Below are 13,116 nucleotides of genomic sequence, written 5' to 3'. Positions count from 1 at the left end.
GGGGTTTTCATCCGTGAAAGAGGCAAGCTGGGATGACCTGCAGCTCTTCTTCCATGTCGCGACATCGGGCGGCCTGACGGGTGCGGCCGCGCGCACGGGCCTCAGCGCCCCGACGATCGGCCGGCGCATGCTGGCGCTGGAGCGGGCGACCGGACGCACGCTCTTCCGGCGCGGCCCGACCGGCTATCTCCTGGCCAGCGATGGCGAGATGCTGTTCGAGCGCGTTCTCGTCATGCAGGAAGCGGCCGAGGCGATATCGGACTGGCGCGGCGACGTGCTGACCCTGCCGATCGTCTCGACCGGTGCCGATGCCTGGACGCTGCGCTTCATCGCCGATCATCTATCCGAAGTCTGGAGCCCGAAAGACGAGTTCCGCATGTGCTACAAGGCGCTCGACACCGGCCAGGACCTGACCTATCGCGAGGCGCATCTCGCCCTCATGCACGGCAGGCCGGAGCGCGGCAATTTCGCCACGCGCCGCTCCGTCTCCGTCGCCCACGCGGCCTATCAGGCCGCCACCTTCAGCGCCGCCAATCACAACTGGATTTCACTGGGAACCGAGATTGCGACAACACCCGCCGACAAATGGACCTTCGAGCAGCCCGACCATTGGATCACCAGCTGGACGAACACGCCGCTGATGCTGCCCCACCTCATCCGCGGCGGCGCCGGCCGCGGCCTGCTGCCCTGTTTCATGGGCGACGCCGACCCCGGCCTCGTTCGCGCCGGGCCTGTGATCGACAGCCTGACCTATGACATCTGGATCACCGTGCACGAGGACGAGCGCCAGCGGCCCGAAGTGCGAACCGTCATCGACAGGCTGAGTGCGCTGTTTGCCGCTCATGCGGGTCTGTTTGCCGGCCGATGCGAGCACCATTGAGCGCCATTACAAGGCGGCCGGAGGCGCTCCATGCCGCGGCCATTGCGGCGGCTGCACCGCCGGATGCGTGAGGCCCTCCTCTTCGGCCTCGTCATCGCAGGCCGTCCGCAGCTTTGACACGCTGCCCTCGATCTGGTCGAGCAGGGTTTGAACCTCATCGAACCGGCCGAGAAGGCGATGGGTGAGTTTCCTGAATCTGCGTCTGGACATGGTGAACTCCTTTGATCCGGAACGCTGCGGATCAAAGAAAGTTCGGCTGGCTCCGCTCTGCCATCTGGCTTACCGCCGGCAATCCGCCGTCGCGGCGGAAAGCCCCCGGCGTCGCTCCGGTTTCCCGCTTGAAGACGCGATTGAAGGCGGCGATCGATTCATAGCCGACGGCGCGGGCGATTTCGGTAAGCGGCAGCTGCTGATCCTGGATGAGGCGGCTTGCGCGATAGATCCGCCATCCCGTGAGATAATCGAGCGGGCTCTGGCCGACCACCGCCTTGAACCGCGCGGCAAAGGCCGAGCGCGACATGCCCGAGAGGCGGGCGAGCGTTTCCACCGTCCAGTCCTTTTCCGGCTCGCCATGCATGGCGTGGATCGCCCGCTCCAGATTGGCGTCACCGATGGCCGCAAGCCAGCTCCGCGTCGGCCCGCCAGGCATGGCCGAATAGGCGCGCACCGCATGGACGAAGAGCAGCTCGAACAGCCGGGCGATGACGGCATCCGAGCCGAGGCCCGGCGCTTCCGTCTCGGCCGCCAGAAGCTCCAGCACCGACTGGAAGGCCAGGCTGCGGTTCTGGTCGAGCTTCAGGTGCAGAAGCGGCGGCAGGACTTTCGTGAGCGGGCGCGCCTCCAGCCTGTCCATCTGGAACATGCCGCTGACGAAGGTGGTGACGGCCCCGCCGCCGCCGACCTCGATCCGGTTTCCGACCCTGAGCCTCTCCACCTCGACGCAGGGCATCGGCAGGGAATCCTCATGGTCGTACATGCGGTAGGGCTCCTCATCCAGCATGATGAAGACATCGCCGCTGCGCAGTGCGATCGGCTCCGGATGGCTGTCCGTCGTCAGGATGCCGGAGCCGCGCACGACGAGCACGAACTTCACCACCGGCTCGCCCGACGAGGCCCAGGCCCAGGGCGCGCTCGCCTCCAGCCGGGTGAAGGTTGCCTGGCGGATGCTGAAATCCCCCAGAATTTCCGTCAGCGGATCCATTTTCATCCTCCACTTTGGACGAACGAGCAATAATCATGGACGTTCGAAGCTCATACGTCCTGACGTCCGCATCCTATATGGACGGAAACAAGGACGGAGAGCAATGACAAATCCTGTTTCCACTGAACAGACAGATCCGATCGGCGAGGTCAGGCGGGCCAAGGCGCGCTATTGCCGCTTCATCGACACCAGGCAATGGGACGATTTCGCCGCCCTGTTGCTGCCCGATGTCGGCATCCGCACGGTCGACCCCGATGGCGGCCTGATCGCCGCCTTCGACGACAGGGATGCCTTCATGGCGGTGACGACGGCCTTCCTGCAGGGCGCGCGCTCCAGCCATCACATCCACAATGAGGAGATCGACCTGATCTCCGACAGCGAGATATCGGCGGTCTGGGCGATGGAAGACATCGTCGTCAACGCCGCACCCGCCCCCGGCCAGCCGGCGCGCATGCACGGCTACGGTCACTACCACGAGACATGGAAGCGGACGCCGCAGGGCTGGCGCATCGCGCGGCTTGAGCTGAAGCGCACCATCCTCGAATTCAACGACAATCAGGAAACACAGCCATGAGCAAAACCCCTATCCGCGTCGGCATTATCGGCGTTCACCCCGACAAGGGCTGGGCGACCATTGCCCATATTCCGGCACTCGCGCAGCTGCCCGAATTCCGCCTGACCGCAATCAGCCACAACAGGCCTGATGTCGCCAAGGCCGCCGCCGAGAAATACGGCGTTCCCCATGCGCTCGGCTCCGCCGATGAACTGATCGGCCATCCCGAGGTCGATCTCGTCGTCATCAGCGTGAAGGTGACGCATCACCGCGAACTGGTGGAAAAGGCTGTCGCCGCCGGCAAGGCGGTGTTCTCCGAATGGCCGCTCGGCATGAACCTTGCCGATGCCACCGCCATGCGCGATCTCGCCCGCGACAAGGGTGTCGCGACCAGCATCGGCCTGCAGACGCGCGCCGTCCCGGCCTTTGCCTATATCAAGGATCTCATCGCCGAAGGTTATCTCGGCGAAGTGCTCTCGGCCACCATGGTCGGCTCCGGCATCACCTTCGGCGAAAGCATGAGCGAGACCTTCGCCTATACGCTCGATCCCTCCAAGGGCGTCGGCATGCAGAATGTCGTCTTCGCCCATTCGATCGACGGGCTGACCGATATGCTCGCAAGCCGCTTCGAAACGGTGACCGGCAATCTCGCCACGCGGCGCAAGACCACCCGCATCGAGGAAACCGGCGAGATCCTGCCGATGACCGTTCCCGATCAGCTCGTTGTCAGCGGCACGCTGGAAAATGGCACCGTCGTCGCCGCGCATTTCCGCGGCGGCCTGTCGCGCGGCACGAATTTCCGCATCGAGATCAACGGCACGAAGGGCGACCTGATCCTGACGAGCCCGGTCGGTTACGTCGGCATCGGCGGCTTCACGCTGATGGGTGCGACCGGCGACGAGACCCTGCACGAGCTGGAGATCCCTGGCCGCTACGGCGCCGACCGCTTTGCCGAGGGTCCGTCGCAGAGTGTGGCGACCGCCTATCTCAGGCTCGCCGCCGATATCAAGGATGGCACGCATACCAGCCCCGATTTCGACGATGCCGTGGCGCTGCACCGGCTGATCGATGCGATCGAGACCAGCGGCGGCAAGCCGCGCAAGCTTTGAAGGAGAGAGAAGATGAAAGCTGTCATCATGAGCGGCCCCGGCGGGCCTGACGTACTGCAACTGACCGAGCAGCCGGAGCCTGTCGCCGGCCCCGGTCAGGTTCTGGTGGAGATTGCCGCCGCCGGCGTCAATTTCATGGATATCGGTGCGCGCCGCGGCGGCCTCTGGAAGGAGATGCCGAACCCCAAGATCATGGGCGTCGAAGGCGCCGGCCGGGTGCTGGCCCTGGGTGAAGGCGTGACGGAGTTTCGGCCGGGCCAGCGCGTCGCCTGGGTCTATGCGCCGGGAAGCTATGCCGAGCGCATCGCAATTCCCGCGGGCTCGCTGGTGCCTGTGCCCGACGATATCGACGACAGGACGGCCGCCGGCGTGATGATGCAAGGCCTGACCGCAAGTCATTTCGCGACGGATTTCTACCCGGTCCAGCCAGGTGACACGGCCCTCGTCCATGCAGCTGCCGGCGGTCTCGGCCTGCTGCTGACGCAGATTATCAAATCGCGCGGTGGCCGGGTGATCGGGCGCGTCTCCAGCCCGGAAAAGGCCGCCATCGCCAGGCAAGCGGGCGCCGACCATGTCATCGTCGATCCCGCCGGCACCTTCGCCGACGAAGTGCTGAAGCTCACCGGCGGCGAAGGCGTAGACGTCGTCTATGACGGATCGGGACCGGAAACCTTCGCCGGCTCGCTCGCGTCGCTGCGCCGCTCCGGCACCTTCTGCTGGTTCGGCCCCGTTCTCGGCGGCCCCGGCCCGCTCGACATCATGAGCCTGCCGAAAAGCATCAAGATCGGCTACGCCGTCTTCGCCGACCATATCCACACGCCCGAACTGCTTCGCCGGCATACGGCCCAGCTCTTCGAGTGGATCTCGCGAGGTGAGATGACAGTGCATATCGATGCTGCGTACCCGCTGGCCGAAGCGGCAGGCGCGCATGCCGCGATGGAAAGCCGCGCCACGAAGGGCAAGCTGCTGCTGATACCGTGATGGAGCTGTGGCGGGTGGACCGACTAGGACGCACCCGTCACGCCGTCGCCGAACCGCGAGCGCCGACAGGATTGCGCCGGAAGAGTTCGCCGACCAGCCAGCTGTCGAGATAGGCGCGCACTTCCACGATCGTTTCACCCTGGAAGCGGCAGAGCCAGCAATAGCGGTTGTCGAAGCGCATGCCGTCGCGGGCTGTCGCCATGGAGCGGAGCTCGACGATCGCCCAGTCACCGTCGATGAGGATGTTTTGCGTGGAGAGCCGGGTGCCCTCCGGCAGCACCTTGTGCAGCTTCTCGAAAGTGGCGGCGAAGAATTCCTGCTTGGAGCGGTAATGGCCGGCAAGCGGATGCGTGCCCATGACCGTCCAGTCCACACCGTCGGCGACATGGGCGAAGAAGCCCGCGCCATCGCCTTGTTCGAGATGCGAAAAGAGTGCCGCGACATGCTCTTTGTTCATGGCACTTCCCCCTGAGCGGCCGGGATGAACAATGACCTGATGAGAACTGATCGAACCCGATGGAACGGGAACGATGCAGCCATCGATAGCATGAGTTAGGAAGTGCTGAAATAGCGCGCACCTGCCGCCAGGCGGGAACGAACGCCGTTCGGGCAAGTTATCCGGGCAACAATCACCTGATCGGATCGCCCGATGCGAATGCTGATGATGTTAATCCTGGCGCTGATGATCGCATCCGTCGTCGGCATATTGGCGGTGCAGATGTTTGGCGGCGGCAGCGCCAAGGGCGACAAGCCGCCGGCGGTCATCCAGCAGCCGGAGCCGAAATAGCGCCCTCACCTTCCGCCCCTTACTTGGGCTCCAGCCGCGCCAGCACCCGCTCCGTCAGACGGTCGCATTTCCAGCCGGCGAAGGGAAAGGCATCCATTGCCACCGGCCCGATCAAAGCGTCGAGCTGGCGGCGCAGCAGGGCGCGGGCGCGATGCAGGCGGCTGCGTACGGTTTCGGGCTTGAGCGACAGCATCTCGGCGGTTTCCTCGACGCTCATTTCCTCGATCACCCTGAGGATGAAGACGAGCCGGTATTCTTCCGGCAGGCTGTCGGTCGCCTCTTCCACGAGTTTCAGGATCTGTCGCTGCGCCATTGTGATCTCGGGATTGTCGATGGGCGAACCGGTGGGAAAATCGACGACGCGGCTTTGCATCGCCGCCGTATCGACGGAGACTTCCGGCATGCGGCGTTCCCTGCGAAGGCGGCCGAGCGCCTCGTTCATGACGATGCGCGTCAGCCAGGTGGAAAAGGCGCTGGCGCCCTGGAAATCGGCCAGGTGCCGGAATGCCTTGAGATAGGCATCCTGCAGCGCGTCTTCCGCCATCGCATCGTCGCGCAGGATGCCGCGGGCAACGCGGAAGAGCCGCCGGTTATAGCGCCGCATGATGGCGCGGAAACCCCTGATATCGTTCGCCAGTGCCAGCGCCACCAGCTCGGGGTCGCTTCTATCCGCCAGCGATATCTCTGCCTGAAACGTCATGGCTCATCCTTTTTCCGCATTGGATGCCGGGGCAAGCCAAAGGTTCCCGGCATCGCGAAAAAATCTTTCGGGAACGCCAGCCCGATACCGGCATCCAATCCTGCGTAGGAAACATCGACCGGCACCTATCTGCCGGATGGAGGACCAGATGCACAAACACCTTATCGCCGCCCTCGCCGCCATGGCGCTCTCCGCGCCCGCAGCCCTTGCCGCCGGGCCAGCCCCCACCGATCCGCAGATCGCCCATATCGCCTATACGGCCGGCGTCATCGACATCGAGGCGGCCAAGCAGGCGGTCGAGAAATCGAAAGACAAGGAGGTCGTTGCCTTCGCCAAGGACATGATCCGCGACCACGAGGCCGTCAACAAGCAGGCGCTCGATCTCGTCAAGAAGCTGAAGGTGACGCCCGAGGACAATGATACCAGCAAATCGCTGAGTGCCGATGCGAAAAAGGAGCGGGAGAAACTCTCCAAACTGAAGGGCGCCGCCTTCGACAAGGCCTATGTCGACAATGAGGTCGCCTATCACAAGGCGGTCAACAACGCCCTGAAGACAACGCTGATCCCGGCCGCGCAGAACCCGGACCTGAAGAGCCTGCTCGAAACCGGCCTGAAACTCTTCGAAGGCCATGAGCAGCATGCCGAGCATGTTGCTTCGATGCTGAAATGAAGGTCATGAGTGTCATGACCGTCATGGCGATCCTGCCTGGACTTTGCCTTGCGGCCGGCCTTTCCCTTCTTGGGACGGCCGCAAGCGCTGCCACGATCGAGGTGACCATCGAGAAGCTGGCGTTCGCGCCGGCGGTGGTAAAGGCGCATCCGGGCGATACGATCCTCTGGCACAACAAGGATGTGATGGATCACACCGCGACCTCGAAAGGCAATTTCGATGTGGTGATCCCGGCGGGCAAGTCGGGGTCCCTAGTGGTGAAGGGGGACGGAGCGTTCGACTATCTCTGCCGGTATCATCCGAACATGAAGGGGCGGATCGAGGTGGGGCGGTAGGGGCAGCCTTGGGCGCTTGCCAGGAATTTTTGGCCGTCAGCCCTGTCGTTTGTAAGGAAACCCCTCCCCACCCCCTCCCCACAAGGGGGAGGGACTAACCCGGCGGCACTTCCAAAACGCCTGACATGGGGAAAACGGGTGCGACAGCTTAAGCCCCTCCCCATTGTGGGGAGAGGTTTGGGGCGGGGTCTTCGTCACGAGCTCTAAGCAAACTGTTTCCCCCCATGTCACCCCCACAACCATTCATCCCCCACCCTCCCGCCATCAAGCCAAATCGGCCGGATGGTGGATGATCATCCGTTCCGGCCACACGCCACCAGGATCGGATGACCTCATGTGCATGTTCTCCTCGCCGCCGAAAGCCGAGCCGCCGCAGGCGCCGCCCGAATACGCCCAGCAGAAGACGCCTGATTATGYGGCGGCCCAGTCCGCTGCCGCGCGCCGCGCTTCCGACAAGGTGAAGGGCGCCCCGTCCACCATTCTCACCTCGCCTTCGGGCGCGCCGCCGCTTGCCGATACGCAGTCACCGCTGCTCTCGGGCAACAGCCTCAAGAAGACGCTGCTCGGGCAGTAAGGCGGAGAGATCAATGGAAAATCCTCGTCGCGACAACGAGACACAGATTGCCTATCACCGCCGCCGGCTGAATGAGCTGAAGGAGGTTCGCCAGCCCTGGGAGGCGGAATGGCGGGCGCTCGCCGAGCATATCGAGCCGACGCGCCTCAGGCTGCATTCCGGCCGCGAAGGCCCGCGCTCGCGCGACAAGATCGTCGACAGCACCGGCACCCATGCCTATGAGACGCTGAAATCGGGAATGCATTCGGGCCTGACCTCGCCCGCCCGCCCCTGGTTTCGCCTCACCACCTTCGATCCCGATCTGAAGAAGCTCGACGCCGTCAAAGTCTATCTCGCCGCAGTGCAGGACAAGATGCGCGAGGTCTTTGCCGCCTCCAATCTCTACCGCGCCTTCCATATCGGCTATGGCGATCTCGGCCAGTTCGGCCAGTCGGTGGCGATCCTCGTGGAAGACGAGGAGACCGTCATCCGCGTGCAGCAGCTGGTGCATGGCCGCTTCTGGATCGCCCGCGATCACAAGGGCAAGGCGACCACGCTCTACCGGACCTTCCGCTGGTCGGTGCAGCGCATTATCGAGCGCTTCGGCTACGACAATGTGCCGGAGCGGCTCAGAGGCCTCTACGACACGTCGAAATATGGCGAATGTTTCGACGTCTATCACGCCATCGAGCCGCGCCACGACCGCGACCCCAAACTGATCGACAAGCGTAACAAGCCCTTTCTCTCCAATTACTGGATCGACGAGATCGGCTCCGAGCTGCTGGAAGAAAGCGGCTTTGACAGCAATCCGATCATCGCGCCCGCCTGGGAATTGTCCGAAGACGATCACTATGCGCTCTCGCCCGGGCAGAAAGCGCTCGGCGATATCAGGATGCTGCAGCTGGAGCAGATGCGAAAGCTCGAAGGCATCGACAAGAAGGTGCGCCCGCCGATGAACGCGCCGACCTCGATGCAAAACAGCCCGGCCTCGCTGCTGCCGGGTGCGGTGAACTATGTGGATGACCCCACCGGCAAGGGCTTCCGGCCCGCGATGGAGGTGAACCTCAGCCTGATGGAGCTGCGCGAAGATATCCAGGAAGTGCAGAACCGCATCGAGAAGACCTTCTTTGCCGATCTCTTCTTCGCCATCACCAATATGGAGGGCGTGCAGCCGCGCAACCAGTTCGAGCTGACCCAGCGCAAGGAAGAGCAGCTGCTGCAGCTCGGCCCCGTGCTCGAAAACGTCTTCGGTGACCAGCTCGGCCCCACCATCGACCGCACCTTCGACATCCTCGCCGCCCGCGACGAGCTGCCCCCGCCCCCGCCGGAACTGCAGGGCACGGAGCTGAAGGTCGAATATATTTCCACGCTGGCGCAGGCGCAGCAGGCGGTGGCGACAGGCGCGATCGAGCGCGGCGTCGCCTTCATGGGCCAGGTCTCGGCAGTCAAACCCGAGGCGCTCGACAAGCTCGATGTCGACGAGGCGATCGATCTCTATTTCGATGCGATCGGCGCGCCGCCCTCGATGATCCTTGCCGATGACAAGGTGGAGGCGATCCGCGCGCAGCGGGCACAGCAGATGCAGGCGGCGCAGACCGCACAGATGGCCTCGCAGGTGGCGCCCGCGCTGAACCAGGGCGCCAAGGCCGCACAGGTGCTGGCCGATGCCAATGACAACCCGAACGGCGCCGCCCTGCTGCGCCAGCTGGGGCTCGCCTGATGGAGCAGTTTAAGGATCAACCATCCATCCCCCAAAACCTGGGACGAGACGAAATCACCGCGGCCTTCCGCGATGTCTTCGCCAGCGCATCCGGCAAGCGCGTGCTCTTCTGGATGCTCGAACAATGCGCGATCTACCAGGAGGCCTATGCCGGCGAGCTCGTCAACGCCACGCATTACACGCTCGGCAAGCAGGGCGTCGGTCGCCGGCTGATCGCCGAGCTCGATCGCATCGACCCGACGCTCTATCCGCGCCTGCTTCTGGCAATCGCGGATCTCAAGGCAAACGACAAGGCAGCGGCGGCAAGCCGCGCCGCAAGCGAGGAAGGCGAAGAACATGACGTTGATGCTTAGGATCGGCAGGCCGGAAATGGCGATGAGTGCCGAAGGCCCAAATAGCGGCGGCAATGGCAGCGGCGGCGGCGAAGATGTTGCACCCGAGAGCGTCCTCTTCCCCGAGGATACGCCATCACCTGACGGTGACAGGGACGGCGATGGTTCGTCCGAAAACCGCATCGACACCAACGATCAGACCGGCGACGACGCTGCCGACCGCGTGCCCGACGATGGCCGCTATGCCCTGACCATGCCCGAGGGCATCGAGGTGGATCAGGAGCTGATCGACGCGCTCGGCCCCGATTTTCACACTCTCGGCCTGACGAACCGGCAGGCACAGCAGCTCGCCGATCGCTTCATCGAAATCCAGGGCCGGCGCGGCAAGGCGGCGGGTGAAGCCTGGGCCGGCCGTGTTCAGGGCTGGGCAGACGAAGCCCGCAAGGACCGCGAGATCGGCGGCGCGAAATGGACGGGCACCGTGGGCTCGGCGCAACGCGCCCTCTCCCGCTTGGGCACGCCTGAACTGCGCGCGTACCTGAATACCAGCGGCGGCGGCAACCACCCCGAGATGATCAGAATTTTCGCAAAGGTCGGATCGATGATCCAGGAGGACAACCCACCGAATGGCGGCGCGGGCGGAAACGGCAGGAAAGCCGAAACCGCGCACCTGATGTTTCCCAAAGACGCACCGAAGGGCTGATAAGACATGGCCACCATTGGCAGCTACTACCCCAACCTCGTTGACGCATTCAAAGGCTCTGCCGAAGGCGCCGTCATCGAGCTTCTCTCCCAGCAGAACCCGATCCTCGACGACGCGATGGCCGTCGAGTGCAACATGGATGCCGTGCACCGCCATATGGTGCGCACCGGCCTGCCCTCGGTCTCCTGGGGCCGGCTCTACCAGGGCATCAAGCAGTCCAAAGCCACGATGCAGCAGGTGGATGACACGACCGGCTTCGTGCATGCCCGCTCCGAAATCGACATGCGCCTGCTCGATCTCGCACCCGACAAGGCCAAGGCCCGCCTCGTCGACACCATGCCCTTCATCGAGTCCCTGAGCCAGGAAATGGCCTCCGGCCTCTTCTACCATGATACGGCGACGACGCCGGAGAAGTTCAAGGGTCTTTCCGCCCGCTACTCCGCCTATAATCCAAACCTGCCGAATGTCGCCCAGCCGAACATCGCCAACCAGGTGGTCAATGGCGGCGGCACCGGGGCCGACAATACCTCGATCTGGTTCGTCACCTGGGGCGACCACGCCACCCACCTGCTCTATCCGAAGGGCACCAAGGCAGGYGTCAAGATCGACGACAAGGGCGAGCAGCGCGTGCTCGATGCCAATGGCGACCCCTATTATGCCAAGGAAACGCTCTATACCTGGCATATCGGCGCTGCCGTCAAGGACTGGCGCTACAATGCGCGCGTCGCCAATATCGACGTCTCGGACATGATGGCGGGCACGGTCGATCTCTGGTCGCTCCTGCGCAAGGGCTACTACCGCCTGCAGTCGCGCCGCCTGAATGCCAAGGCAAGCCGCATCGCCATCTACATGAACAAGGATGCGCTCGAAGTGCTCGACGTGCAGTCCTCGGACCGCGCGCTGACCTCCGACCGGCAGAACACCGTGCACCTGACCACGCAGTTCGTCGAAGGCCAGGAAGTGAAGTTCTATCGCGGCATCCCGATCCGCGAGACGGACGCCATCCTCAACACCGAAGCCGCCGTTCCGGCCCTCGCCTGATCGTCTCCCTCAGGCCCGCCGTCTTGAGCGGCGGGCATCCTCTCTCGAAAGGGTATCCAACATGATTTTCGACCGGCAGACGCTGCTTTCGGACGCGCAGGTAATCACCGCAACCGGCCCCAGCACCAATGTCATCAATCTCGGCCCGATCAAGGCCGGCCTCACCCGCGATATCGGCAAGGGCGAGCCGATCCCCTTCCTGATGCAGGTGGTGGAAAGCTTCAACAACCTGACCTCGCTCGCCGTCACCATCCAGACCGACGACAACGAGGCCTTCTCCTCGCCAAAGGCCGTCATCACAACGACCCTCAACCTCGCCGATCTCAAGGCAGGCAAGATCATCCCGCCGAGCCATATCCCGCGCGGCACGGACGAGCTCTACCTGCGCCTGCTCTACACGGTGACCGGCACGGCACCGACCACGGGCAAGATCACCGCCGGCTTCACGGCTGGGGTTCCCTCGCATGGTTGATGTCGTCGCCACCGAGCGCGGCTATTTCGGCAGCATCCGGCGCGAACCCGGCGAGCGTTTCAGCTTGCCGGACGCGCTCTGGAAGGACGAAAAACGCCGCCCGACATGGGTGCGGCTCGCCCGATCCTGCGACAAGGCCGGCGGCAAGACTGAAGCCGAACCGGCAGGCAAAAAGCCGGTCGCCAAGCCCACCACACCTCCCGAGCCTGATGGCAACGGCGTGCAGGAAGCGCTTGGCGGCCCCGCCCCGGACTGGGTGCCGCCGGAAATCCGGAACTCCTCCCAGCCTGGCGACTGACACCCGCTCGACAGGCCACCTCTGGAGCGCCGTGCGTCATGCACGCATGAAACACGGCTCCAGCTTTCTATTCGACGCATCAGGCTTCCGAAAATCGATCGGTTTTCGGGCCGATGCTGCAGCGGCCTTGGCCGCTCTTTTTCTGTTGAGCGAGGAACAGTGCCGATGGCGAAACTCTACAATATGCAGCGCGTCCAGGGCGTCGTCATCGTTGCCGACGGCACGCAGATGTTCAACAACCGCCCTGTCATCGGCATCCGCGATGTGGGCGATACCATCCTCTTTGACCACAACAAGCTCGTTCTCGGTGTCGAGATCATCAGCAATGGCGCGACCATCCATAACGACCTGCCCGTGCTCGGCGCCGTCATGATATCGGATGGGCGCAGCCTCTACGGCAATGCGCCGGTCATTCCCGTGAAGGGCGCAAATGTCGCCGTACCGCTGCCGGCCCTGCCGCTCGCAGCCGGCGCCAAGGTCATGGGCCTCGGCCACAGCTTCATCGGCCTCGGCGCGGCGCAGACCTATACTGCCGGCCAGACGGCGACGAACGGCCATACCGGCTTCTACGAGAATGGCCGAACCGTCCTCTCCTGGATCAAGGCAGCCGACGGCCGGTTCAACCTCGACATGTTCGCAGAGCTCGCTCACCCCTTCTTCGCGCCGAGTTCCTTTGCCGCCTTCTCGGGCGCCATGGGCGGAAAATCGGGCGATTGCCTCTTCCCCGTTCCTGGCCTCGAAGCACAGTTTCCCGGCACGCTGGCCCGCACCGCCTACGCTC

Annotated in this window: 18 protein-coding genes and 1 pseudogene; 15 read left to right on the top strand and 4 right to left on the bottom strand. The window is 64.1% G+C overall.

The genetic code is table 11. The features are described from left to right. Positions 1-13 precede the first annotated feature (13 nt). The gene (locus AC1DF8_RS34035; protein ID WP_113118116.1) at positions 14-880 is read left to right on the top strand and encodes a LysR family transcriptional regulator; all 867 of its coding nucleotides are present in this window, start codon (positions 14-16) and stop codon (positions 878-880) included. A 6-nt stretch (positions 881-886) separates the two neighbouring features. Here the strand turns inward: AC1DF8_RS34035 and AC1DF8_RS34030 are convergent, their stop codons facing one another. Together AC1DF8_RS34030 and AC1DF8_RS34025 are read right to left on the bottom strand one after the other, a co-directional pair. Further along, entirely contained in the window at positions 887-1,090 is a 204-nt protein-coding gene (locus AC1DF8_RS34030) for a hypothetical protein (protein WP_183846497.1), read from the bottom strand. A 31-nt stretch (positions 1,091-1,121) separates the two neighbouring features. Next, positions 1,122-2,081, bottom strand: a complete 960-nt coding sequence (locus AC1DF8_RS34025; protein ID WP_478157141.1) for an AraC family transcriptional regulator — start codon at positions 2,079-2,081, stop codon at positions 1,122-1,124. Positions 2,082-2,184: 103 nt separating this feature from the next. On the opposite strand from AC1DF8_RS34025, the gene AC1DF8_RS34020 reads away from it, so the two are divergent. From AC1DF8_RS34020 to AC1DF8_RS34010, 3 genes are read left to right on the top strand one after another with little or no spacing between them, the layout of a single operon-like run. Further along, a complete protein-coding gene (locus AC1DF8_RS34020; protein WP_478157139.1) occupies positions 2,185-2,655 on the top strand; it encodes a nuclear transport factor 2 family protein in 471 nt (156 codons plus the stop codon). After that, complete coding sequence (locus tag AC1DF8_RS34015; RefSeq protein WP_113118119.1) at positions 2,652-3,743, top strand: Gfo/Idh/MocA family protein; 1,092 nt, start codon at positions 2,652-2,654, stop codon at positions 3,741-3,743. The genes AC1DF8_RS34020 and AC1DF8_RS34015 overlap by 4 nt, the downstream gene beginning before the upstream one ends. A gap of 12 nt (positions 3,744-3,755) precedes the next feature. Beyond that, a complete protein-coding gene (locus tag AC1DF8_RS34010; protein WP_183846505.1) occupies positions 3,756-4,724 on the top strand; it encodes a quinone oxidoreductase family protein in 969 nt (322 codons plus the stop codon). Between the two features lie 37 nt (positions 4,725-4,761). Here AC1DF8_RS34010 and AC1DF8_RS34005 read toward each other — a convergent pair whose 3' ends face one another. Further along, positions 4,762-5,181: a nuclear transport factor 2 family protein gene (locus AC1DF8_RS34005; protein WP_478157137.1), complete on the bottom strand. Its 420-nt coding sequence runs from the start codon at positions 5,179-5,181 to the stop codon at positions 4,762-4,764. Positions 5,182-5,373: 192 nt separating this feature from the next. Between AC1DF8_RS34005 and AC1DF8_RS34000 the strand changes: the two genes are divergently transcribed. Beyond that, positions 5,374-5,511 carry a hypothetical protein gene (locus AC1DF8_RS34000; protein WP_183846507.1) on the top strand — a complete coding sequence of 46 codons (138 nt, stop codon included), beginning with the start codon at positions 5,374-5,376 and terminating at the stop codon, positions 5,509-5,511. A gap of 19 nt (positions 5,512-5,530) precedes the next feature. Here the strand turns inward: AC1DF8_RS34000 and AC1DF8_RS33995 are convergent, their stop codons facing one another. Further along, positions 5,531-6,211: an RNA polymerase sigma factor gene (locus tag AC1DF8_RS33995; RefSeq protein ID WP_478157134.1), complete on the bottom strand. Its 681-nt coding sequence runs from the start codon at positions 6,209-6,211 to the stop codon at positions 5,531-5,533. Between the two features lie 148 nt (positions 6,212-6,359). On the opposite strand from AC1DF8_RS33995, the gene AC1DF8_RS33990 reads away from it, so the two are divergent. From AC1DF8_RS33990 to AC1DF8_RS33945, 10 genes and pseudogenes are all read left to right on the top strand, one after another. Next, on the top strand, positions 6,360-6,881 hold the full coding sequence (locus AC1DF8_RS33990; RefSeq protein WP_029616571.1) for a DUF4142 domain-containing protein: 522 nt from the start codon (positions 6,360-6,362) through the stop codon (positions 6,879-6,881). Beyond that, positions 6,878-7,216 (top strand): cupredoxin domain-containing protein, encoded by a 339-nt coding sequence (locus AC1DF8_RS33985; RefSeq protein ID WP_113118123.1) that lies wholly within the window; start codon positions 6,878-6,880, stop codon positions 7,214-7,216. The genes AC1DF8_RS33990 and AC1DF8_RS33985 overlap by 4 nt, the downstream gene beginning before the upstream one ends. A 289-nt stretch (positions 7,217-7,505) precedes the next feature. After that, positions 7,506-7,790 carry a hypothetical protein gene (locus AC1DF8_RS33980; RefSeq protein ID WP_478157131.1) on the top strand — a complete coding sequence of 95 codons (285 nt, stop codon included), beginning with the start codon at positions 7,506-7,508 and terminating at the stop codon, positions 7,788-7,790. Between the two features lie 13 nt (positions 7,791-7,803). Beyond that, the gene (locus tag AC1DF8_RS33975) at positions 7,804-9,489 is read left to right on the top strand and encodes a portal protein (protein WP_113138832.1); all 1,686 of its coding nucleotides are present in this window, start codon (positions 7,804-7,806) and stop codon (positions 9,487-9,489) included. Continuing rightward, a complete protein-coding gene (locus AC1DF8_RS33970) occupies positions 9,489-9,842 on the top strand; it encodes a hypothetical protein (protein ID WP_183877619.1) in 354 nt (117 codons plus the stop codon). The genes AC1DF8_RS33975 and AC1DF8_RS33970 overlap by 1 nt, the downstream gene beginning before the upstream one ends. Beyond that, positions 9,826-10,524: a hypothetical protein gene (locus AC1DF8_RS33965; RefSeq protein WP_478157129.1), complete on the top strand. Its 699-nt coding sequence runs from the start codon at positions 9,826-9,828 to the stop codon at positions 10,522-10,524. The genes AC1DF8_RS33970 and AC1DF8_RS33965 overlap by 17 nt, the downstream gene beginning before the upstream one ends. A 6-nt stretch (positions 10,525-10,530) precedes the next feature. Then, entirely contained in the window at positions 10,531-11,565 is a 1,035-nt protein-coding gene (locus AC1DF8_RS33960; protein WP_113205119.1) for a major capsid protein, read from the top strand. A 61-nt stretch (positions 11,566-11,626) separates the two neighbouring features. Then, the gene (locus AC1DF8_RS33955) at positions 11,627-12,037 is read left to right on the top strand and encodes a Bbp16 family capsid cement protein (RefSeq protein ID WP_018115847.1); all 411 of its coding nucleotides are present in this window, start codon (positions 11,627-11,629) and stop codon (positions 12,035-12,037) included. After that, the gene (locus AC1DF8_RS33950) at positions 12,030-12,335 is read left to right on the top strand and encodes a hypothetical protein (protein WP_478157126.1); all 306 of its coding nucleotides are present in this window, start codon (positions 12,030-12,032) and stop codon (positions 12,333-12,335) included. The genes AC1DF8_RS33955 and AC1DF8_RS33950 overlap by 8 nt, the downstream gene beginning before the upstream one ends. A 165-nt stretch (positions 12,336-12,500) precedes the next feature. Further along, positions 12,501-13,116: pseudogene (locus tag AC1DF8_RS33945) on the top strand (SGNH/GDSL hydrolase family protein); the annotation flags it as partial.

Source organism: Rhizobium sp. 05N49, assembly GCF_056396805.1.
The sequence above is the reverse complement of the archived record's forward strand: the minus strand, read 5'-3'. Positions and strand labels throughout refer to the sequence as shown.